We start from the raw sequence: 22,339 nt of genomic DNA, 5'->3' as shown, positions 1-22,339 counted from the left end.
GCACAGTTATTCAGTCTATAGTTATCCCCGTTTGTTGGGCACTCTAACGGTGTAGGACTCCTCAAGCCTGGCTCTGGATGTGCTGCTCTGTTGATGTAATTCAGAGGATCGTTGCCACATGATGCCGCTTCAAAATGCAAAATCGCTTCACGTTTTACCCACTACCACTCAAGACCGCTTGAGCCAGTTCAACACGCTTCATCTGGCCATGTTTAGCGGGAAAGGAGGTGTTGGCAAAACAACGCTGTCATGTGGCTTTGCCCGCTATTGGGCACGACAATTTCCCGATGAGCAAATTCTGTTGCTGTCTACCGATCCAGCTCATTCGTTAGGCGATGTGCTACAGGTTCCGGTGGAGAACACAGCACGCTCTATGGCAGATTTGCCCAATTTATCGGTTAGAGCTTTAGACGCTCAAGCCCTGCTGCAAGCGTTCAAAACCCGCTACGGAGAAGTACTTGAGCTATTAGTGGAGCGGGGAAGTTTTGTCCAGGGGAACGATCTGAGTCCAGTATGGGATTTGAGTTTTCCTGGCCTGGATGAGTTGATGAGCATTCTGGAAATCCAGCGACTGTTGCGCGATCGCGTCGTTGATCGAGTGGTGGTGGACATGGCTCCCAGTGGCCACACCCTTAACCTGTTCGGCCTAATGGACTTTTTGGACAACTTCATTGAAGCGCTGGATTTATTTCAGGAGAAGCATCGCGTTATCAGTCAAACCTTTGCCGGACGATATGTGGCGGACGAGGCCGATGCTTTTTTGGTGGAAATGAAGGCCGATTTGGCAGCAGGACGGCAATTGCTCCAAGACCAGCAACAAACGGCGTGTTTAGTGGTGGCGATCGCTGAACCAATGAGCTATTTGGAAACCCAACGCTTTCTTAGCGCTTTGGAAAATCTCCAGATTCCAGTGGGCGGCCTGTTTGTCAATCATCTCTCAACAGACTCTATGCACTGGCAAACCGAGCGAGGAGCGGTCGTAGAACAGCACCATCTACTGAATCAATATCTGGAACTAGCCGACTCTCGATCGGTTTTTGCGATTCCACAGCAGCTTAAAGAACCCGTTGGCGTTGCGGCTCTGGATGCACTGGTTGAACAGATTCAGATGGCTCAGCGAGTGCATGACGTAGACATCACTCACAAGACGCAAATCGTCCAAACCCCTCAAAAACTGCTGCCTTGCTTCAATGACTTTGTGATAGAAGGGCGACAACTCATCATTGTGGGCGGCAAGGGAGGGGTCGGCAAAACGACGATAGCGGCGGCGATCGCCTATGGCATGGCGCAACGTCACCCCGAGCGGAACGTTCGGGTAATCTCCATCGATCCGGCTCACTCGTTGGGAGATGCGTTTGGATCATTACTGGGGCATGAACCCATTCAGATGACCAGCAACCTCAGCGCTCAAGAAGTAGATGCCGATCGCATTCTTGATCAGTTTCGCGCAGATTACCTGTGGGAACTGGCAGAAATGATGAGCGGTGAGACAGGAGACGACTCCCTGAAAATTGCCTATGGGCCGCAGGCGTGGCGGCAGATTGTGGCACAGGCGCTTCCGGGAATTGATGAAATGCTGTCACTGATCACCGTGATGGAACTGCTGGAGCAAAAAGCGCAGGATTTGATTGTGCTGGATACGGCTCCAACCGGGCACCTGCTTAGATTTCTGGAAATGCCTACCGCATTGGGAGACTGGCTTGCCTGGATTTTTAGACTGTGGATTAAATACCAGGATGTGGTGGGGCGAACGGAGTTTATGGGACGGCTGCGATCGCTGCGTCAACGGGTGATGCAAGCGCAGAAGAAACTTCAAGACCCGAACTACACGGAATTTATTGGAGTGCTTCAAGCGCAGACAGCGATCGTGTCAGAAGCCGAAAGATTGGCTCAATCCCTTGAGCAGATGGGAATTAGCCAGCGTTACATCGTTCAAAATCGATTTCAGCCAGAGCAGGAGATGCAGTCAACCGCCTTTAGTCAGCAAACCATTGTGAAACTACCCGAATTGCCGAGGGCGATCGCTCCCCTAAACCAAATTCAAACAGCCGCTTCTCTGCTCTTTTGAGGCTGGCTCATCCTTATCCCTGGTATTTCACTGGTATTTCAAAAGCATGATATCGCTCAACTATTGCGCTTTTCAATGGTTGAGTCGCTGTAAAGCTGGCACAATCGAAGATGGACTGAACCCACAGACTCATTCATCAAGATTGGGTCTGGCCAGACTTGCCATTCAGGCCGTCCAACAGAGCCTTGTTGGAAACACTCAGCCAAGCGTTTGTGATGTTGCCATTATCAAGCTTAGATACGTCTACCAATCCATTCCTGTCGCTCCGCTACGAACCTGCACTACAAAGCCTGGGTGATGATTACTACGATGTGGTTAGTGCGGCAAGCTTCCCCAACCATATCTTGCGCTTTCGCAACGATGAAGTGTTGCAGACAATCGGACTCGATCCGCAAACGGTCACAGATGCCGATTTTGTTCTGGCGTTCGGCCACTTTTTGGAACGTCAACCGCTGTTGGCCTTGCGCTACCACGGCTATCAGTTTGGCGAATACAACCCATCGTTAGGAGACGGCAGGGGCTTCCTCTACGGACAGGTACGCGGGGTTGATGGTGAGCTATATGATTTCGGCACCAAAGGTTCTGGAACAACGCCCTACTCTAGAGGGGGCGATGGCAGGCTAACGCTTAAAGGCGGAGTGCGGGAAGTGCTAGCGGCTGAAATGCTGCATCGGTTGGGGGTACGCACGTCTCGCTGTCTGAGCCTGATTGAAACAGGGGAATCGCTGTGGCGTGGCGATGAACCGTCTCCAACTCGCGCTTCGGTGATGGTGCGTTTTAGCCGATCGCACATTCGGTTTGGCACCTTTGAACGACTGCATTACCTCAAGCGCCCCGATTTAATTCAACCGCTGCTGGATCACGCGATCGAACACTATTACCCGCATTTAATCCATCAGGCCGATCGATATGCCCGGTTCTATGCAGAACTGGTGCAGCGAGTAGCAGACCTGACGGCACAGTGGATGTCGGTGGGGTTTTGCCATGCGGTGTTGAATACCGACAACATGTCGATTACAGGCGAAAGTTTTGATTATGGCCCCTATGCATTTGTCGATCGCTACGATCCTAAATTCACTGCTGCCTATTTTGACTACTTTGGCCGCTACAGCTACGGCAACCAACCTATCATCTGTCGCTTAAATTTGGAACTGCTGCAAGCCCCCCTCAAGGCGGTGATTTCACCAGACGAGATGAACGTCGGTTTAGCGCAGTTTGATCAGCGCTATGACCTCACCTATCGGCAGCGGATGATGCACAAACTGGGATTTGACCAGCTTCCAGCAGAGCAAGCCGAGGAATTGCTCAGGCACACCATTCGACTGCTGCAAACTACTCAGGTGGGGTATCACGACTTTTTTCTGGCACTCCGGCAGCAGTTTTCACACCGTTGGCGAGACGATGCAGCAACTATTTTGGCTCAGCCTGAGTCTACAGAATCATCTGCTCAAGCCGATGATGTGCATACGCTCGTCGATCGCTGGCGGCAATGCTATCACCGAGTTTTGGCGAGTTTGCCCCTCGACGAAATGGAGCAGGTGGCAAAGCGGCTGAACCAACATAACCCAGCCACCATCATCATTCGGCCTGAAATTGAAGCGATTTGGGAGCCGATCGCCCTTGAAGATAACTGGTCGCCATTCTATGACTTGCTAAAGCGAATTCGAGAATCAGTGGTGGATCGTTAGCATCACTCTTCCGTTCGGATCTAGGATCGGAGTGTTGACCGCAAGGATAGAACTGTCTGTGGCTAAATCAAGCGACCTAGCAGGATTGCCCATCTCGCCCCTGCAACGCACTCCGCTGTATGAGCTGTATGCTGAATCCAAAGCCCGGATCACTCCATTTTCGGGTTGGGAAATGCCCGTACAATACGAGGGCATCACCAAAGAGCATCAGGCGGTACGGCAGCAGGTGGGGATGTTTGATATTTCTCACATGGGGAAATTCAAGCTGAAAGGGGCAACCGTTCTAGAACAGCTTCAGTATCTGGTTCCGTCCGATTTGGAGCACCTGCAACCGGGTGAAGCGCAATACACCGTTTTGCTGAATGAACAGGCCGGGATTATTGACGACCTGATCATCTACTACCAGGGTGCCGATACGGCTGGCATTCAGGACGTGATGATTATCGCCAACGCCGCCACCACTGCTAAGGATAGAGACTGGTTACTGTCTCATCTCGATCAGGCAAACCTGGTGTTTGAAGATCGGTCGCCTACTCAAGTTTTGCTTGCGATTCAAGGGCCAGAAGCGGCTCCAACGTTTCAGCCCTTTGTTGAACATGATTTGGCCACCGTTGGTCGCTTTGGTCACTTTGAGAGCAATGTGCTGGGGAAACCTGCATTTGTGGCTCGAACCGGGTACACCGGGGAAGACGGGTTTGAGGTCATGCTTGATCCAGGCGCAGGGATTGAGCTGTGGCGATCGCTCTTAGCTGCCGGGGTTACACCGTGCGGCCTGGGTGCGCGAGACACGCTGCGGCTCGAAGCAGCAATGGCACTGTATGGGCAGGATATTGATGAAACGACGACTCCTCTAGAAGCCGGGTTGGGGTGGCTAGTGCATCTCGATCGCAACAGCGACTTTATGGGTCGGGCGGTGCTGGCAGAGCAGAAGCAATTTGGAGTCGCCCGTCGGTTGGTGGGTATTCGGATGGAGGGGCGCAACATTGCGCGACACGGGTATCCCATTCTCTACAAACAGGAGGCGATCGGCACAGTCACCAGCGGCACCCTGTCGCCAACTCTGGGATACGCGATCGCCCTAGCCTATGTACCCACTCACCTTGCCAGGGTCGATCAGGCATTAGAGGTTGAAATTCGCGGCAAAACCTATCCGGCTACAGTAACCAAACGCCCCTTCTACAAACGCACAATGTAGGCTATGAGTAGTGAGTTAGCGTTTATTGCTGCAACGAAGGAGCATTATGGCGTTTGAATATCCTGACAGCCTGAAGTACCTCGATTCGCACGAATGGGTGCGACTAGAAGGAGACACCGCAACGATTGGCATCACAGCCTTTGCGGTCGATCAACTGGGTGATATCGTCTTTCTGGAATTGCCAGAAGAAGGAGATGCGATCGAAAAAGGGGAAAGCTTCGGCACCATTGAATCTGTAAAAGCCGTGGAAGACCTCAACGCTCCCGTTTCTGGAACCATTCTCCAGCGTAACGATATCCTGATCGACTCACCAGAACAGTTAGCCAACGATCCGTATGAAGGCGGCTGGCTACTCAGGGTTCGGCTAGAAGATGCCAGCGAGTTAGACGACACGCTTTCAGCGGCAGAATATCAGGCGCAGGTCGAGGGAGAGTAGGGTTACTTTAGGGGTTGCCTCAGCGGCTTTGGATGACTTGCTATGGTGAAAGAGTGTCGTTTAGACACATTCGATACTTACAGATCAATCAGGCTTGAAACAATATCTGAGGAATGCAATCAGCAGGTGCAATAGTTCGATGAGATCAGCCTTGTCTCCTACGATTTATTTCAAGTTGTTTCAGAATAGTTAAGAGTTAAGCCTGCTGTTTCGCCATTGTTCCTGAATAATCCAAAGCTTCTATGTCCTCAGAGCCTTTTACTTTCCTGCAAGACATGCCCGAACTGAACCGTATAACTGATGAGACGCAAACCGCTTCTCCATCAGCGCAAACTGTATCGTCTGCCCGTTTAGAGCAGGTGCAGGAGTCAGGCGCAGCCCATATCGCCTCGCATTGGCAGCGATCGCAGCATGATTTTCAGCAACGGCACATTGGCCCGAATGCTGAAGAAATTCAGCAAATGTTGGAATATCTGGGATTTCCTAGCTTAGACGCGCTGATTGATCAGGCCATTCCGGCTGGAATTCGGCTGAAACAACCGCTCCAGCTTGGGAAAGGGCGCAGCGAGCATGAGTTGCTCAAGGAACTGAAGGCGATCGCCAGCAAAAACCAGGTCTTTCGCTCCTTCATCGGCATGGGATATCACAACTGCATCACACCGCCTGTGATTCAGCGAAACATTCTGGAAAATCCGGGGTGGTATACCCAATACACGCCCTACCAACCCGAAATTGCTCAGGGTCGGTTGGAAGCCCTGCTCAATTTTCAGACGATGGTGATTGACCTGACAGGACTGGAAATTGCTAACGCGTCCCTGTTGGATGAGGGAACGGCGGCAGCAGAAGCCATGACCATGAGTTACGGATTGTATAAAGGCAAGGCGCAGGCGTTTTGGGTATCGCAGGAGTGCCATCCCCAAACGCTCGATGTGATCCAGACGCGGGCAAAACCACAGGGAATTGAGGTCATTGTGGGCGATCACCGTACGTTTGAATTTGATCAGCCTATTTTTGGAGCGTTGCTGCAATATCCGGCCAGTGATGGTGCTGTTTATGACTATCAGGGATTTGTCGATCGCGCCCATGCGGCAGGGGCGCTGGTTACCGTTGCGGCTGATTTACTCAGTCTGACGTTGCTCAAACCACCGGGCGAATTTGGGGCTGATATTGCGATCGGCAACACTCAACGCTTTGGAGTGCCGTTGGGGTATGGTGGCCCTCATGCCGCCTATTTTGCTACCAAAGATGCCTACAAACGGCAAATTCCCGGGCGTTTAGTCGGGGTTTCTAGAGATGTGGCAGGCCAGCCAGCCCTGCGACTGGCCTTGCAAACCCGCGAGCAACACATCCGGCGGGAAAAAGCCACCAGTAACATTTGCACGGCGCAAGTGCTGCTCGCGGTGATGGCAGGAATGTATGCGGTGTATCACGGCTCTGCCGGACTCAAGCAGATTGCCGCACAGATTCATCAACTGACAGTGATTCTGGCGACGGGTTTGGCAGAGTTGGGCTATTCGCTTGGGGCAGAACCCTTCTTCGATACGCTGCGGGTAGAGGTTGGGGAACAGCAAGCGGCGATCGTGGAACGGGCGATCGCCCATCAGATTAACTTGCGGATCATTGATGCCCACACATTAGGGATATCGCTAGACGAATCGACTACGTTGCAAGACGTACAGGATCTCTGGCAGGTGTTTGCCGGGGAGCGATCGCTTCCGTTCTCGCTGGAGACCCTCTCACCCCGCTCCCCGCTTGAGCCGTCCTCGCCGTTTTATCGAACCTCACCGTATCTCACCCATCCCGTTTTCAATACCTATCACTCCGAGACAGAACTGCTGCGCTATATGCATCGGCTACAGTCCAAGGATTTATCGCTAACAACAGCGATGATTCCGCTCGGCTCTTGCACAATGAAGCTTAACGCCACGGCTGAAATGCTGCCCGTTAGCTGGCCAGAGTTTGCTCAAATTCATCCCTTTGCGCCGCTGGAGCAAACCCAGGGATATCAACTTCTGTTTCAGCAGCTCGAACAAATGCTGGCCGAAATTACGGGATTTGATGGCATCTCGCTTCAGCCTAATGCCGGTTCGCAAGGAGAATATACCGGGCTGCTGGTGATTCGTCGTTATCATCAGCACCGTGGAGAGGGCGATCGCCACATTTGTCTGATTCCAGAATCGGCGCATGGCACGAACCCAGCCAGTGCGGTGATGGCCGGAATGAAAGTGGTGGTGGTGGCCTGCGACAGCAATGGCAACATTGACATCACTGACCTCAAAGCTAAAGCCGAACAGCACCAGGAGCAGCTAGCAGCCCTGATGGTCACCTATCCTTCAACCCATGGTGTGTTTGAGGAAGGCATTCGAGATATCTGTGACATCATTCACGCGAACGGCGGGCAGGTATACATGGATGGAGCCAATCTCAACGCGCAAGTTGGGTTGTGCCGTCCCGCAGATTTTGGGGCAGATGTTTGCCACCTCAACCTGCACAAAACTTTCTGCATTCCCCACGGTGGCGGCGGCCCCGGAATGGGGCCTATCGGTGTCAAGGCTCATCTGGTGCCGTTTTTGCCCGGTCATACCGTCATCAACATCGATGGAGCCAGCAACCGCCAACCGGCAACCGCGAACGGCAAGGCACCGACCCGAATGGGTGCCGTATCAGCCGCGCCCTGGGGTAGCAGCAGCATTCTGCCGATTTCGTGGATGTATATTGCTTTGATGGGGACGGCTGGCTTAACCAGGGCAACCCAGGTCGCCATTCTCAACGCCAACTATATTGCCAAACGACTAGAGGGTCAGTACTCCGTTCTCTATAAAGGCAAACACGGGTTGGTGGCACACGAATGCATCTTAGATTTGCGCCAGTTCAAAAAAACAGCGGCGATCGAAGTGGATGATATCGCCAAACGCCTGATCGATTATGGCTTTCATCCACCCACCGTATCCTGGCCTGTTGCGGGTACCGTAATGGTAGAACCGACCGAAAGCGAGGCGAAGCCAGAGCTAGACCGATTCTGTGATGCCATGATTGCAATACGTGCAGAAATTCGTGAGATTGAGCAAGACAAAGCCGATCGCCAAAACAATGTGTTGAAAAATGCTCCGCACCCGGCATCCGTTCTCATAAGCGACGAGTGGGATCGTCCCTATTCGCGATCGCAAGCGGCTTACCCCACTCCCTGGACTCGCGACAATAAATTTTGGGCAGCGGTTGGCCGGATCGACAATGCCTATGGCGATCGCCATCTGGTTTGCTCCTGCTTGCCCATCGACGCATACACCTAACTCCTATCACCCGAAAATCAAATGGATAGCTGGTGGCAATCAACGTTTCCGCAGGGACGGCAAACGCTACATATTCAAGATGCAAACGGTCGCAATGTCGCGATCGCCTACGGCACAGCAGGCGAAGGGCAACCCCTGCTGCTACTGCACGGTATCGGCAGTTGGAGTTACAGTTGGCGCAAAAGTGTGGCTCCCCTGTCGCGCTATTTTCGGGTGATTTGTCCAGATGCAAAAGGACATGGATTTTCTCAGGCCGCTCCTGAGAATGAAACAGTGGGTCACCAAATTGTTGAACTGGCGCAAATCATTACAACACTCAGCGATCGCCCTGCCATTGTGGTGGGGGAATCGATGGGAGCGTTAACCGCTTTAGCCGTCGCTGAAACCCAACCCGAATTGATCGATCGCCTGGTGTTAATTAATGCCCCTGTGTTTCCGCAACAGCTACCCAGTTGGGGAATGCGATGGTTATCGTACTTACCGCTGGAGCTGGTGCAGTTGGTAGAGCAGTTTCGGCTGGCGCAGCCCTTAGCGCCAGCCATTCGCGAAATTACCCGCATCGCCCGCGAAGAGGTCGTCGTGAATCCTGCTGAAATCACGTCCGAAGAAATTTACTGGTTAACCTATCCCTACATCTACCGTTCTGGACCACTGACCCAGTTTGCCGTAGATCTACAGCAGGCCGCACAGGAAATTAACCGCCTACAGCAGAATCAGCCAAACTTAATTCGCCAGATTCAGGACGATTTGGTTAACGTAAGCTGTCCCAGTCTAATTCTCTGGGCCGATCAAGACCGCTGGTTTCCCCAAAAAGATGGCGAAATGCTTCATGCCCGTTTGCCACACTCGCGGCTGCAAATCATCCCAAACTGCGGGCACAACGCTTCTGGAAGCAATCCAACCGCCGTTAATACCGCTATTTTGCAATTTTTAGCAGAAACGAGCGATCGCCAAGCCTAAACCACGCCTACACGGTTCCCCGATTGGGTGATGCCAGGTTGCGGAATCGAGTAAACTGCGGTTCAAACAACAGTTTCACCGTACCCACCGGGCCATTTCGGTGTTTATTAATGATGACCTCAGTAATACCCCGATCGGGCGTATCTGGATTGTAGTACTCGTCCCGGTACAGCATGATAATGATGTCAGCATCTTGCTCGATCGAGCCAGACTCTCTCAAGTCAGACATCATTGGTCGCTTATTTGTGCGGGCTTCAACCCCTCGGCTCAACTGCGACAGCGCAATCACCGGCACATTCAGTTCACGGGCTAATCCCTTGAGCGATCGCGTCACGCGGGAAAGTTCCTGCACCCGGTTCTCGCTACCGCTGCCTTCCATCAGTTGCAGATAGTCGATCAAAATTAAGCCCAACGCTCCACCTTGTTCAGCTTGCAGACGACGAGCCTTCGATCGCATCTCCGTCACCGAAATATTGGGCGTGTCGTCAATAAAGACGGGTAACTGCGACAGAACGCTAATAGCGTGCCCCAACGGCTCCCATTCATTTTGGGCAATACGACCCGATCGCAACCGTCCGCTTTCAATCTGCACTTCGCTAGAGAGCAAGCGATAGACCAACTGCTCTTTCGACATCTCCAGGCTGAACACGGCCACTGGCAGCTTGTGAAATGCAGCAATGTTGCGAGCAATATTCAACACAAAACTCGTCTTGCCCATCGCCGGACGAGCCGCAGCAATAATTAAATCAGAGCGCTGAAAGCCCTGGGTCATTGCGTCCAGGTCATAAAAGCCACAGGAGATCCCAGGCAAAACCATGCCCAGGGAGCGACTCTCGATATCTGAAAACGTAGAGGTCAGAATATCGGACGTGGCAACCAGGCTTTGATGCGGTCGATCCTGCGTGATGCTAAAAATCTTCTGCTCAGACTGGTCGAGAATTTTCTCCAACGAAGACGTTGTTTCGTAACCCAGTTGAGCAACCTCAGTTCCCACCTGGATCAGCTTGCGGCGCAAATACTTGTCCATCACCAGTTGGGCATACTGGTCGATGTTGACAGCGCTAATGGTGCGATCGATCAGTTGAACCAGGCGGCTTTGCCCACCCACCTTTTCCAGCAGATTATTGTCATGCAGCCAGGTAGTAACGCTCATCAGATCCGTTGGGCTGCCTTGCGCTTGCAGCTTAAGAGCAGTCCGATAGATTTCCTGATGAGCGCTGATGTAGAACGCCTCTGGACGCAGCAGTTCCGCAACCCGACCAATGGCTTCCGGGTCGAGTAAAATCCCCCCCAAGATCGCTTCCTCCGCATCAATGTTCTGGGGCGGAAGGCGATCGCTGTATGCCTGAAAGTTAAGCTCTTGAACCATAACTGAAGGCCACTAAGGGGAATACAAAAGCAGCCAAAAATCGCTTAGGACGGAACGACCTGGATTTCGACTGTCGCAGACACTTCGGGATGAAGTTTAATCTCAACCTTGTAACTGCCAGTTTTATGAATTTCTGGGACTTCAATTCCCCGACGGTCGATCTCAATTCCCGCTTTTGCTTGAATCAACTCCGCCACTTCTCGATCGGTGACGGTACCGAAGATAGCATCCTTTTCACCAACCTGCTTGGCGATCGTCATTGGCCCAACCACTTCCAGAGTCGCCTTGCGAGATTCAGCCTGCTGCTTTTCTGCCAATAATCTCTGACGCTCGGCTTCACGTCGCCGCTCAACCTGCCTAAGAACGCCCGGAGTGGTGCGAACGGCAATTCCCTGGGGAATCAAATAGTTGCGAGCATACCCAGGCGCAACATCCACCAGATCTCCGCTTTTACCAAGCTTGCTAACGTCTTTGTTTAAGACTAATTGAATCCGTTTTGCCATGAGCTTCCCTAGTTACTAACTGCTTACTAACTGCGCCAATTTGCCAGAGGCTGAGCGGAAAATCAAAACACTTGTACTACTAGCACTGCACTATAGTTTAGCGTTTGTGACTCGCCCACACACGACTAGTTTCAAAAACCTTAACTTGTTGCACAAAAATAGCCCCAATCAGTCCAGGGCAGTGAACAAGCAGGCAAAATCTAGTCAGACACATTATGGTAACGAAATCAGTTGGGCGATCGCAACCTACTGACCCGTCTTTTCGCTAAATCACTTTTCACTAAACCATGACCATTAGTTGTAGTTGCGAAGCGCACCACAGATACAACAACTTGCAAGAACCCGCAGCACAGTTCACAACTTCAGCTAAAGTGAGGGGTGGACGTGGCAAAGGATAGATTGTTGAATGGCGACCAAAATCATCCTCAACGCAGATCAGATTCATACGCTGGATCTGACTCCAGTGCAAACGCTGGTGAACGAGTGGCAACAGGCAGGGGCGATCGCCACACAAGGGCAACTCGTGCAGTTTGAGGTCAACTACCCACGCGATCCAACCGATCCAAGGGAGCTATCAGAAATCCCAGAAATTCGGCTTTGGTTTGTGCAGCTCGACGCTCGTTACCCCTGGATGCCCTTTCTCCTGGATTGGGAATCGGGTGAACTTGCCCGGTATGCCGCCATGTTGGTGCCGCATCAGTTTAGCCCCACCGAAGGCATTCAGTTCAACCCCGAAGCGCTCGAAATTTTTGTGATGAGTAAGGTGTTTGTCGTGCTGAACTGGCTACAGCAACAGGGAACGCCGAACCGTGCCAAAGTCAAGTTCATGACTCAGATATTAGGCTACGAGTTGGACGATGCCTTTTTTGACCTGATCGCGGTTTAGCGAACCATCGATCGCAACCGTATGCAGTTGGAGAGCGATCGCCCCTCTGCCATCACCGCTCCGACGCTTGCATCTCTTCATCCAGCATTTGCTGGTAAATCTCTGGCAACTGGTCTGTCATCGAGTTGGGTTCAATGCCATACCCCAAGCTCGTCCAGGTAGGAGACAACAACCACAACACTTCTGTCAAATTCCCCTCCCTGAGGAGTTGGGGCAAATCAGCCCCCCAGGCATTAGCGTCGGTTAACCAGGCATAGACAACGCGATCCTGATACTCCGGTTTAAAGCTGTAAGAGTCCCAGAATAAGAAGCCGCTGGGAACCGGATGGTACTGGTCTGCTTTTTCTAGCCAGGTGGTTGTAATGAACTGATAGCGCCCCGCTGCTGTGGTGCAGTCACCAACGTTTGGCCCTGCCACAATGGGGATGCAAATGTCTGGATGCTGGCTGAGATCGGCAACATGCTCGCCCCCATAGAGAATGGAGTAGGGGCGAGCGTTGTTCGATTCTGCGGCAGAAATGGTTCGCATCAAGGCGCGAATGTACGGATCGCCACCCTGCATCACCAGCGGAGTCGGGGTAACATCCCAGGTGGGGTCAAGGGGCGATCGCTCCAGCCGAGATTGCCGAATCTGCCAGAAAATGCTGACCATTGCCAGCACAATCAGGCACTTTGCAAAGAATGGGCCAGTCTGACTAAGCCAACGCCACAACCAGGGGCGATCGGCAACAGACTTCTCAGGGGTAACAGGAGTAACTGGCAGCAATGAACAACTCCAGCGCAACTGTCCCCCATTTTAGTCGGCAGCTACGCCACCCCAACAAATAGTTCTTCAAATGGCTTAGCTGGCGCTTCTGGCTTGGCCACAATTTCGACAATTTTGTTCTTGGATGCCGGTTGAAACAGAGCTTCCACACAAACTTGAGCCACTTTGGTGCGCGGGATGCTGCCTTCCGACAATGTATCTGCCCCAGACATGACGATCGAGTTAGAGTTATCTTCGTTTTTCAGCCCGCCGGGACGCACAATCGTATAGGGTAAGCCGCTCTTCTGAAGATAGTCCTCTGCTTGCTTTTTCCAGTACAAAATCAACCAGAACAGGTTGAGCGGGTGGAAAAACTGCGAAGCACACAGCGAAGACACCATCACGAACTGCTGAATTCCTTTTTCTCTGGCAACGTCCACCAGGTGCTTATTGCCCTCGTAATCAACCTTATAGGGGCCTGTCGGGTCAAAGCTGGGAGCCGCCCCAGTGGCAGAAATAAGAACTGTACAGTCAGCGATCGCACTCCGGAGGCTGTCTGGCTTTAGCACGTCGCCCACTACCAGTTCAGCTTCAGCAGGCAGTATTTGTCGCCCTTTTTCCAGATCACGAACAAGCGCCCGAACCGGGATATTTCGCTGCACTAACTCCTGAACAATCCGGCGTCCCGTTTCACCAGTAGCTCCTGCTACAAATGCTTTCATAGTCTCTACTCTATTAATTAATGGGTTGAACTAATTGGGGTGAACCATACGAAAAGGACAAAGCAAATAGGTCAAATTCTATTGATTTTTCCACAAAATTTGCTAAGAAAGATGAGGAAACCTATTAGCAATCCGTGTAGTCATCTAGGTCTGTCGGCAAGGGTAATCTGTCAACGATTTCTCCGTAAATCAATCAGGTTGCCCTTGGCAAACCAGGCAAACCCTCATACACCTCTCCGTAATTAAAAGGTGGTCATGCTTTTAAGTAACAGGATATGCTGAACGAACTAAGGGGTTATCGCTCGACCGATAGACTTCCGCAAGATAGAGGTTTAAGGATTCTCATTCAGATATCGAGTTGATTAATCAGCTTGTATTGAATGCAGGTTACATCCTTGGGTATCAGCAACGTTATCGTTGAGATCTTTCACTCACGGGCAAGCTGACCTGATTTAGCAAACCTGAAGAATAGATGGCAACATAGCAGGAACGCAGGTTTATGCAGGCAAATTCAGCAGAACATCAGCCTTTAGATGCTTCTAAATCGATACTGGGTGTAACATCTGACTTCATTGATAGCCACTCTTCCGGTGTAGAAGACGCAGCCCGCATCGGTTGTGAACCGTCTCACTTCCACGGGTTCTTTTCAAGCTGCATGGAAATGTATGCTGATGCACAGACTGTCGCCCAATATCTAGATGCACATCGGGGTTGGTTTCAGCGGTGTGCCCACCCCATGACAGCAGAACCTGTTGGCGAGAACGGCTATGCCCTCACCATTGGGCGGTTTGGCTCCTTCGGCTACGATGTTGAACCCAAAATTGGTTTAGACTTGCTGCCGCAAGAGCAAGGCGTTTACCGCATCAAAACCATTCCAATTCCAGACTACGTTCCTCCCGGCTATGAAGTCGATTTTCAAGCCGCTTTACAGCTTGTTCAGGCAGAAACTAACCTGGCTGAGGCAACATCAACCCTCCCCTCTATCCTGACTCAGGTGGAATGGGAGCTGAATCTGACCGTCTCCATCCAATTTCCTCGCTTTATTCAAGCACTGCCAAAGTCTCTAATTCAAACGACGGGCGATCGCCTGCTCAACCAAATTGTACGCCAGGTGTCTCATCGCCTGACCCACAAAGTGCAACAAGATTTTCACTCGGTGATGGATATTCCATTTCCTAAAAAGCGAAAGAAGTAGCATCGCATCTCCGACATAACTGACGCACGCTGGTAGGGATAGTCCCAATCGAACAGCGCTGTGGTCTGCATTGAACCTTATTGAACCATTCGAAGTGCTAGTACCAGGTAGGGAGCTGTTAGCTCCCTACCTTTTTTTGCGCTTTATTGCACTACGCTTAGAGGATATCTGGCTCGTAGCAGATAGCTCACCACCGTGAACCGACCTGGCGATCGGGGGTGATGGGGTGGTATCAGCCTTTCTTCCTTCATTGCGTCTAGCTCCATGTGGTCTCTTTCTATCCCTCGGCAGTTACGTCACTTGCTATTGGGATCAAAACGCCTCGCCATTTTTGAAGCATGTGTGATTGGAGTGGTCTCAGGGTTAGCCGCTGTTTTGCTCAAGCAAGGGGTGGGATGGTTGGGAGGATGGCGAGTTTATGCATCCTATGCGTTTCCAGCCTGGATAACCTTGCCGCTGATTGGGTTGGTTGGCGGTTTTTTAGCCGGATGGCTCGTGGAACGGTTGGCACCAGAGGCGGCAGGTAGCGGCATTCCGCAGGTGAAAGCGGCTCTGGCAAACGTACCGATCGCCCTCAATTTACGGGTGGCGATCGCCAAGATGATGAGCGTCATCTTGATCATGGGATCGGGGTTTAACTTGGGGCGGCAGGGGCCAACAGTGCAGGTAGGCGCGGCTCTGGCGGCACAGCTCAGCCAGTGGATTCCCACCTCCCCCGAATATCGTCGTCAATTGTTAGCAGCGGGAGCAGCGGCAGGGCTGGCAGCAGGATTTAATGCCCCGATCGCAGGCGTACTGTTTGTGGTGGAAGAGTTTCTGCAAGACTTTTCTGGATTGACCCTGGGTACGGCGATTTTGGCATCGTTTGTGGGAGCCGTCGTCTCCCGATTATTGGGCGATCAGGGACTCAATCTTGCACCCAGCATGACTGAACTTCAGGCCAGTTTTTCACTGGAGGATGTGCCGTTTTTTATTGTGCTGGGGCTACTGGCTGGCTTGCTCGGCGCGTTGTTTAGTAATGGAATTTTTGTCAGTCTGGCTTTCTATCGTCGCGTTATAAAGCTGGGATTGCCGTGGAAGATTGGGCTGGCAGGGCTGATTACCGGAGCGATCGTGGTGATGCTGCCAGCCGCCTTTCGAGACAGCACTGGGTTACAGGAATTTGTGAACCGAGGCGAGGCTCAGTGGCAGGTCATTTTGCTGGCATTTGTTGTCAAGTTTTGCCTGACCCTGGTTGCCTATGGCTCTGGGGCACCAGGAGGAATTTTTGCTCCAGCGCTGATCTTGGGATCATCCCTTGGCTATTTGGTTGGATTCTCGGCACATAGTATTGAACCCTTACTGGGCTTGCCTTCAGAGGCGTTTCCAGGAATTGGCTCAACCACAACCTATGCTTTAGCGGGGATGGGAGCCTTTTTCAGTGCTGTTACCAGAGGCCCAATTACAGCGATCGTGATTGTGTTTGAAATGACAACCGACTTCAACATGGTCTTGCCGCTGATGATTGGGTCTGTGATTGCTTATTTGGTGGCCGATCGCTTTGCTAGTGGCTCAATCTATAGCCGCTTACTGGCCTGGAACGGCATCGACCTGGAAAAGGATGCGACGGGAAACGGCAACTTATGGACGACTCTGACAGCAGCCACCTTGATGCAGCGTCGAGTTGAAACGCTTTCTAGCCACTTGCCTGTATCTGAAGCGATGCAGGCTTTCTCGCGTTCCCACCATCGGGGATTTCCAGTGGTAGACGGCGATAAACTGGTTGGCATTGTGACGCAATCGGATCTGGCGGATATGACACGCCGCTCGTCCAGCACCGCAGAGGTGTTCCTACGGGACATCATGACACCTCAACCTGTGACCGTTAGCCCAAAAGACCCGCTGACTCAGGTGCTTTACTTACTCAATCGGTTTAAGCTCAGCCGTTTGCCAGTGACCGAGGGGCATAAACTGGTTGGCATTATTACCCGGGCTGATATTATCCGAGCCGAGTCTGATTATTTGAGCGGAGAAACCAGGCAGTTTGGGCCTCAGCCAGAACCCTCGTATGTGGTGTACCAAACGCGATCGCCTGCCGTTGGGGCTGGACGGATTCTCGTACCGTTGAGTAATCCTCGTACAGCACCTTTGTTGCTGAAGTTGGCGGCAGCAATTGCCCGCGATCGCGACTATGAATTGGAGTGTTTGCACGTCATCATTGTGCCTCGCAGCCATTCACCCGCAGAAACAACAGTTCGCACGACGATGAGTCGCCGCTTATTGCGACAGGCAGAACACTTTGGGCAAAAATGGCAAGTTCCAGTGCATACCCAAGCGCGAGTTGCTCATGATGCGGCTCAGGCCATGTTGGAATGCATCAAAGAACGGCATATTGATTTAACGTTGATGGGTTGGAAGGGCAGTACCAGCACCCCCGGACGGGTCTTTGGCAATGCGGTGGACACATTGATCCGGCAGGCTGCCTGTGAGGTGATATTAGTCAAACTGGAGGAATTCAAACAGTTCAATCGCTGGTTAGTGCCGATTGCAGGGGGGCCAAATGCCCAGGAAGCGCTGCAACTGTTACCGGCTCTAACGGCTCTGGCAGAGCAGCCGGATGTGCTGATTTGTCAGATCTTCGAAGCTCATCAACAAAAGCCCGACACCACCCAGTTAACGGCAGTTGTGGCAGACCTGAGCGATCGGCTCAACTGCCCGGTTGCGGCTCTGCCCGTTTGGGGCAATTCGGTACCAGAAGTGGTGACTCAACTTGCCCAGCAAGAGGCGACTGACGTCATCATGCTGGGAGCCAGCCGAGAAGGATTGCTGAAACAGGTGATCAGCGGCAACATTCCAGAGGCGATCGCCCGTCACAGCAACCAGACGGTAATTTTAGTGCGAGGGGCGACCGCCTCTGCCGATCACGGTTAGCGGTAGGGCAATCTCGGCTAATCGAGTAGAGCGTTTATCCGGTTAAAGACAGGGATAGAATGTAGTGTAATGGCAGGAAATAGCCCAACAGCCTAGAAAATGCCTCAACTCAACCGATTTTACTCCCTTCCACTGGCGCTAAGGCTAGTTCAGATCGTCCTAGCGATGGGCTTAATTCACGGAATGCCACTGGCTGCCTTAGCCCAGGAGTTTGTGCCACCACAGCGAGGACTCCCCGGACGACGGGTCGGCGGCGGCACGCGCGGCGGTTGCATCGCGGGACAAACAGCGCTTACGGCCCTGATGCCAGAGTCCAACTTGAGTTTGACGGTGTCGGAACGTCCAGATCTCTTCTGGTATTTGCCGCCCAACACGGCAGCCCAACTGGAATTCACGCTGCTAGATGCCAACGACCAGGAGGTTTACAAGACCACTTTTCAACCGGACGAGACGGGGGGCATTATGAGTTTGCCCAATCCGACAGACCTGCCTGCTTTGGAAATCGGTCTGGACTATCACTGGTATTTTGCTGTCATTTGCAATGAGCAGGATCGATCGGCTGATGTGGTAACTGAGGGATGGATTCAGCGGATTGAACCGGATACTGCCCTAACTCAGCAATTGGAGACGGCAACTGCCAGCGATCGCCCCGCTCTTTACGCCGCAGCCGGAATTTGGCAGGATGCGTTGATGACCCTGGCGACATTGCGTCAATCTCAACCGCACGATGCTGATGTTGCCAGGGCATGGACGGTGTTATTAGAATCTGTCAATTTAGGACATCTGGCAGATCAGCCCGTGGTGCCGTGTCGCTCAAACCGCCATCATGGCGCGATCGCCCCAGAATCTTTCTAGAGGCACTGGACATTTGCAACCAAAATTTCTAAGCATGGATGCAGTAAGGCTGTAAAGGAAAGTAAACATGGCGCGACGACTCGGCAACACTGAGATTGAAATTACTCCTATCCTTTTTGGGACATGGCAAGCCGGTAAATCTGGATGGGTTGGCGTTGAAGATCAACCCGTCATTGACGCAATGAAAGCTGCCTTTGATGCCGGGATCACCACATTCGACACGGCTGAAGCGTATGGGGACGGCTATTCTGAAGAGTTAGTTGCCAAAGCATTATCTGGAGTACGAGACAAAGTCGTTCTGGCGACGAAGGTGTTTGCAAATCACCTCCACTATCAGCAGGTGCTGGAGGCGTGCGAAAACTCATTGAAGCGGTTGCAAACGGACTATATCGACCTGTATCAAATCCATTGGCCTGCTGGCACATTCAACAGCGACGTGGTGCCGATCGAGGAAACCATGAAGGCGTTGAATGAATTAAAACAGCAGGGGAAAATTCGAGCGATCGGCGTTTCTAATTTCTCACGCGAGCAACTTGCAGAAGCCATGCAATTTGGGCGAATTGATAGCCTTCAACCGCCTTACAACCTGTTTTGGCGTGGAGTTGAACAAGAAACAATGCCCCATTGCGTTGAGCAAAACGTTGCGATCATTGCCTATTCGGCCTTAGCCCAGGGATTATTAACCGGACGGTTTGGCTCCGATCATCAGTTTGAAGAGGGTGATATTCGCGCCAAAAACAAGCTGTTCAAAGGGGAAACCTACCAACGTGCCCAGGATGCCCTGGCAAAACTGCGCCCGATCGCCGAACGCCAGCAGTGTACGCTGGCACAACTGGCACTGGCATGGCTGATTGCTCAACCTCAAACCAGTGCAATTGTGGGTGCGCGTAACGCCGATCAGGCGACCCAAAATGCCAAAGCAATGGAGATTCAGTTAACAAAGGATGACTTAACTGAAATTGACGCGATCGGGCGCGGCGTTACCGATCAACTGGACGACAATCCGGTGATGTGGGAGTTTGCTGCTTAGTTTCGCCTATCGCTACCGTTTCTGGCATCGGGCATCAAACCCATCTAACCAAACCAGCCAAGTAGCACTGTAGCGACGAGTGTATTGCGCCGCTACAGCGCTATGTTACCGAACGCGCCGTTCGAGTGGAATGACTTCCCCTGGGCTGTTAAGATGCATCCTAATGTCTGCTGTATTCAGGCGTGTCCTTTGCAACGTCGTCCGTATGCCATCCAGCCCCACCGCCACACTGTTAGTTTCCTGCCCCGATCAACGGGGGTTGGTTGCCAAGATTGCGAGTTTCATCTACTCCAATGGCGGCAATATTATTCATGCTGACCAACATACCGATTGTACGGCGGGACTGTTTTTAACGCGCATTGAATGGCAACTGGACGGATTCAACCTGCCACGTGAGCTAATTGGCCCTGCCTTTAATGCGATCGCCCAACCGCTACAGGCCAACTGGCAGCTTCACTTTTCCGATACCAGGCCGCGAATTGCAGTTTGGGTCAGTCGGCAAGACCATTGCCTGTACGACCTGATCTGGCGACAGCGTGCTGGGGAATTTGCCGCAGAGATTCCGCTAATTATTAGCAACCATCCCCAGCTAGAAAGCATTGCTCAACAGTTTGATATCGACTATCACCATCTGCCGATCGCCGCTGACACCAAAGCAGAGCAGGAAGCTCAGCAACTGGCGCTGTTGCAGCAATATGACATCGATCTGGTGGTGCTGGCTAAATATATGCAGATTCTTAGTCCCACTTTCATGGCTCAATTTCCGCACGTGATCAATATTCACCACTCCTTTTTACCTGCCTTTGCGGGGGCTAATCCCTATCATCGCGCCTATGAACGAGGAGTCAAACTGATTGGTGCAACTGCCCACTATGTCACCGAAGATTTAGATGAAGGCCCAATCATTGAACAGGATGTAGTGAAGGTGAGCCATCGCGATGAAGTGGCCGACCTGATTCGTAAAGGCAAGGATTTGGAGCGCGTGGTGCTGGCCAGGGCAGTGAGGCTGCACTTGCAAAATCGGGTGCTGGTCTATGGAAACCGCACAGTTGTGTTTGCGTAGGATTCATTAAGTGATGAATTTTAAGTGATGAGGCGGCAAGAGGCCATGACGCAAAGGGGGAATGAAGTGTAGTGTAGGCAACAGATTGATCTGCTCGTGTCGAGCAGCGTTAGCCAACGGCTAATAGAAACAAGTTTTAGAGGATGTGCAAAGGGGCTGAGGCCACTCGAACCGTCCCCTTTTCTGGCTTGCTGCAAGTGCTAAGCTCCCCAAGTCGGGAGATGTAGAAAGCGAATGCTGTCCATTTGCTACGTTTCAAACAACCTCTTACTTACCTCTATTGTTGATCTTTAGCGTCTCATTTTTATCATGCCAATTCGCGCTTGTATCATTTTAGGGACTCGTCCAGAAGCGATTAAGCTGGCTCCAGTGATCCAACAATTTCAGCGATCGCCCCAGTTTGAAACCCATGTCGTTCTTACCGGGCAACACCGCGAAATGGTGGAACAGGTAATGCAACTATTTGAGCTAACTGCCGATCGCGACCTGGCGATTATGCAGCACAAGCAAACCTTGACCGACATCACATGCCGCAGTTTGAGCGGGTTAGAAAAACTGTTTCACGAGATTCAGCCACATATTGTTCTAGTCCAAGGAGACACCACCACGGCTTTTGCGGCGGCGATCGCTGCATTCTATCAACAGATTCCGGTGGGGCATGTTGAAGCGGGTCTTCGCACCAACGATCTCTACAATCCGTATCCGGAAGAAGCCAATCGACGGCTGATCTCGCAAGTAACCCAGCTTCACTTTGCACCAACCTCTAAATCAGTTGAACACTTGCATCAATCGGGCGTTGTTGGGGATATTCACCAAACGGGCAACACCGTAATTGACGCACTGCTAACCGTTGCCGCCAGACAACCCGCCTGCCACATTCCCAACCTGAACTGGGAGCAACATCGGGTCATTCTTTCCACTGTTCATCGGCGCGAAAACTGGGGAGAACCGCTGCAAGACATTGCGAACGGTTTTTTGCAGATTCTAGAAACATTTCCTGATACCGCCTTGCTGCTGCCGCTGCACCGTAACCCAACGGTACGAGAACCGCTAAGCGCTATGTTGGGCAACCATCCCCGCGCCTTCTTGACCGAGCCGTTGGACTACGCCGAACTGGTGGGAGCCATTCAGCGGTGTTATTTACTGCTCACCGATTCCGGTGGGTTGCAAGAAGAAGCTCCCAGTTTGGGAAAGCCCGTTCTGGTGTTGCGCGAAACAACGGAACGGCCAGAAGCGGTCGAGGCGGGTACAGCCAAGTTAGTGGGCACCCATCCAGACCACATCTTTAAGGCAGCATTTGAGCTGCTTAGCGATCGCCAAGCTTACCAAACTATGGCAACTGCCGTGAATCCGTTTGGAGACGGGCACGCTTCCGAACAGATTTTGAGCATCGTTGAACGTTATTTTGGGCTTTAGAGGCAAGC

Annotated in this window: 17 protein-coding genes; 13 read left to right on the top strand and 4 right to left on the bottom strand. The window is 52.1% G+C overall.

The genetic code is table 11. The features are described from left to right. Positions 1–208 precede the first annotated feature (208 nt). The 6 genes from IQ268_RS04415 to IQ268_RS04390 all read left to right on the top strand — a co-directional run bounded on the left by IQ268_RS04415 (position 209) and on the right by IQ268_RS04390 (position 9,637). The gene (locus IQ268_RS04415) at positions 209–2,068 is read left to right on the top strand and encodes an ArsA family ATPase (RefSeq protein WP_193876271.1); all 1,860 of its coding nucleotides are present in this window, start codon (positions 209–211) and stop codon (positions 2,066–2,068) included. Positions 2,069–2,283: 215 nt separating this feature from the next. After that, on the top strand, positions 2,284–3,756 hold the full coding sequence (locus IQ268_RS04410; protein WP_193875956.1) for a YdiU family protein: 1,473 nt from the start codon (positions 2,284–2,286) through the stop codon (positions 3,754–3,756). A 58-nt stretch (positions 3,757–3,814) separates the two neighbouring features. Further along, entirely contained in the window at positions 3,815–4,951 is a 1,137-nt protein-coding gene (gcvT, locus tag IQ268_RS04405) for a glycine cleavage system aminomethyltransferase GcvT (protein WP_339383544.1), read from the top strand. A gap of 46 nt (positions 4,952–4,997) precedes the next feature. After that, a complete protein-coding gene (gcvH, locus tag IQ268_RS04400; RefSeq protein WP_193875954.1) occupies positions 4,998–5,387 on the top strand; it encodes a glycine cleavage system protein GcvH in 390 nt (129 codons plus the stop codon). 242 nt (positions 5,388–5,629) lie between these two features. Next, on the top strand, positions 5,630–8,677 hold the full coding sequence (gene gcvP, locus IQ268_RS04395) for an aminomethyl-transferring glycine dehydrogenase (RefSeq protein ID WP_228035088.1): 3,048 nt from the start codon (positions 5,630–5,632) through the stop codon (positions 8,675–8,677). A 21-nt stretch (positions 8,678–8,698) separates the two neighbouring features. Beyond that, complete coding sequence (locus IQ268_RS04390) at positions 8,699–9,637, top strand: alpha/beta fold hydrolase (RefSeq protein WP_193875952.1); 939 nt, start codon at positions 8,699–8,701, stop codon at positions 9,635–9,637. A gap of 7 nt (positions 9,638–9,644) precedes the next feature. On the opposite strand, the gene dnaB is transcribed toward IQ268_RS04390, so the two are convergent. Both dnaB and rplI read right to left on the bottom strand, forming a co-directional pair. Then, positions 9,645–11,006 (bottom strand): replicative DNA helicase, encoded by a 1,362-nt coding sequence (dnaB, locus tag IQ268_RS04385; RefSeq protein WP_193875950.1) that lies wholly within the window; start codon positions 11,004–11,006, stop codon positions 9,645–9,647. Positions 11,007–11,050: 44 nt separating this feature from the next. Further along, complete coding sequence (gene rplI / locus IQ268_RS04380) at positions 11,051–11,509, bottom strand: 50S ribosomal protein L9 (protein ID WP_193875948.1); 459 nt, start codon at positions 11,507–11,509, stop codon at positions 11,051–11,053. Positions 11,510–11,915: 406 nt separating this feature from the next. On the opposite strand from rplI, the gene IQ268_RS04375 reads away from it, so the two are divergent. Beyond that, the gene (locus IQ268_RS04375) at positions 11,916–12,395 is read left to right on the top strand and encodes a CRR6 family NdhI maturation factor (protein WP_193875946.1); all 480 of its coding nucleotides are present in this window, start codon (positions 11,916–11,918) and stop codon (positions 12,393–12,395) included. A 52-nt stretch (positions 12,396–12,447) separates the two neighbouring features. On the opposite strand, the gene IQ268_RS04370 is transcribed toward IQ268_RS04375, so the two are convergent. Next, the gene (locus tag IQ268_RS04370) at positions 12,448–13,047 is read right to left on the bottom strand and encodes a glycoside hydrolase family protein (protein WP_193876265.1); all 600 of its coding nucleotides are present in this window, start codon (positions 13,045–13,047) and stop codon (positions 12,448–12,450) included. 155 nt (positions 13,048–13,202) lie between these two features. Continuing rightward, positions 13,203–13,862 (bottom strand): SDR family oxidoreductase, encoded by a 660-nt coding sequence (locus tag IQ268_RS04365; protein ID WP_193875945.1) that lies wholly within the window; start codon positions 13,860–13,862, stop codon positions 13,203–13,205. A 499-nt stretch (positions 13,863–14,361) separates the two neighbouring features. On the opposite strand from IQ268_RS04365, the gene IQ268_RS04360 reads away from it, so the two are divergent. From IQ268_RS04360 to wecB, 6 genes are all read left to right on the top strand, one after another. After that, positions 14,362–15,057 (top strand): DUF1997 domain-containing protein, encoded by a 696-nt coding sequence (locus IQ268_RS04360; RefSeq protein ID WP_193875943.1) that lies wholly within the window; start codon positions 14,362–14,364, stop codon positions 15,055–15,057. A 264-nt stretch (positions 15,058–15,321) separates the two neighbouring features. After that, positions 15,322–17,967 (top strand): chloride channel protein, encoded by a 2,646-nt coding sequence (locus IQ268_RS04355; RefSeq protein WP_193875941.1) that lies wholly within the window; start codon positions 15,322–15,324, stop codon positions 17,965–17,967. Between the two features lie 99 nt (positions 17,968–18,066). Further along, positions 18,067–18,822, top strand: coding sequence for a DUF928 domain-containing protein (locus IQ268_RS04350; protein ID WP_193875939.1), 756 nt, complete (start codon positions 18,067–18,069; stop codon positions 18,820–18,822). Between the two features lie 67 nt (positions 18,823–18,889). Further along, entirely contained in the window at positions 18,890–19,852 is a 963-nt protein-coding gene (locus IQ268_RS04345; RefSeq protein WP_193875937.1) for an aldo/keto reductase, read from the top strand. Between the two features lie 205 nt (positions 19,853–20,057). Continuing rightward, positions 20,058–20,915 (top strand): formyltetrahydrofolate deformylase, encoded by an 858-nt coding sequence (gene purU, locus IQ268_RS04340; RefSeq protein WP_193875935.1) that lies wholly within the window; start codon positions 20,058–20,060, stop codon positions 20,913–20,915. Positions 20,916–21,224: 309 nt separating this feature from the next. Continuing rightward, positions 21,225–22,331, top strand: coding sequence for a non-hydrolyzing UDP-N-acetylglucosamine 2-epimerase (wecB, locus tag IQ268_RS04335; RefSeq protein WP_193875933.1), 1,107 nt, complete (start codon positions 21,225–21,227; stop codon positions 22,329–22,331). Positions 22,332–22,339: the final 8 nt, after the last annotated feature.

This window comes from Oculatella sp. LEGE 06141, from assembly GCF_015207605.1.
GTDB lineage: Bacteria > Cyanobacteriota > Cyanobacteriia > Elainellales > Elainellaceae > Oculatella.
Note: the sequence above shows the minus strand (reverse complement) of the source record. Positions and strands in the feature narration are given on the sequence as shown.

Bases quoted from the DNA above. Each gene is read 5' to 3' on its own strand.
- gcvP (WP_228035088.1), top strand. From the start codon at position 5,630: ATGTCCTCAGAGCCTTTTACTTTCCTGCAAGACATGCCCGAACTGAAC.
- rplI (WP_193875948.1), bottom strand. From the start codon at position 11,509: ATGGCAAAACGGATTCAATTAGTCTTAAACAAAGACGTTAGCAAGCTT.
- IQ268_RS04365 (WP_193875945.1), bottom strand. From the start codon at position 13,862: ATGAAAGCATTTGTAGCAGGAGCTACTGGTGAAACGGGACGCCGGATT.
- dnaB (WP_193875950.1), bottom strand. From the start codon at position 11,006: ATGGTTCAAGAGCTTAACTTTCAGGCATACAGCGATCGCCTTCCGCCC.
- purU (WP_193875935.1), top strand. From the start codon at position 20,058: ATGCCATCCAGCCCCACCGCCACACTGTTAGTTTCCTGCCCCGATCAA.
- IQ268_RS04390 (WP_193875952.1), top strand. From the start codon at position 8,699: ATGGATAGCTGGTGGCAATCAACGTTTCCGCAGGGACGGCAAACGCTA.
- IQ268_RS04345 (WP_193875937.1), top strand. From the start codon at position 18,890: ATGGCGCGACGACTCGGCAACACTGAGATTGAAATTACTCCTATCCTT.
- IQ268_RS04410 (WP_193875956.1), top strand. From the start codon at position 2,284: ATGTTGCCATTATCAAGCTTAGATACGTCTACCAATCCATTCCTGTCG.
- IQ268_RS04350 (WP_193875939.1), top strand. From the start codon at position 18,067: ATGCCTCAACTCAACCGATTTTACTCCCTTCCACTGGCGCTAAGGCTA.
- wecB (WP_193875933.1), top strand. From the start codon at position 21,225: ATGCCAATTCGCGCTTGTATCATTTTAGGGACTCGTCCAGAAGCGATT.
- gcvH (WP_193875954.1), top strand. From the start codon at position 4,998: ATGGCGTTTGAATATCCTGACAGCCTGAAGTACCTCGATTCGCACGAA.
- IQ268_RS04355 (WP_193875941.1), top strand. From the start codon at position 15,322: ATGTGGTCTCTTTCTATCCCTCGGCAGTTACGTCACTTGCTATTGGGA.
- IQ268_RS04370 (WP_193876265.1), bottom strand. From the start codon at position 13,047: ATGGTCAGCATTTTCTGGCAGATTCGGCAATCTCGGCTGGAGCGATCG.
- IQ268_RS04360 (WP_193875943.1), top strand. From the start codon at position 14,362: ATGCAGGCAAATTCAGCAGAACATCAGCCTTTAGATGCTTCTAAATCG.
- IQ268_RS04375 (WP_193875946.1), top strand. From the start codon at position 11,916: ATGGCGACCAAAATCATCCTCAACGCAGATCAGATTCATACGCTGGAT.
- IQ268_RS04415 (WP_193876271.1), top strand. From the start codon at position 209: ATGTTTAGCGGGAAAGGAGGTGTTGGCAAAACAACGCTGTCATGTGGC.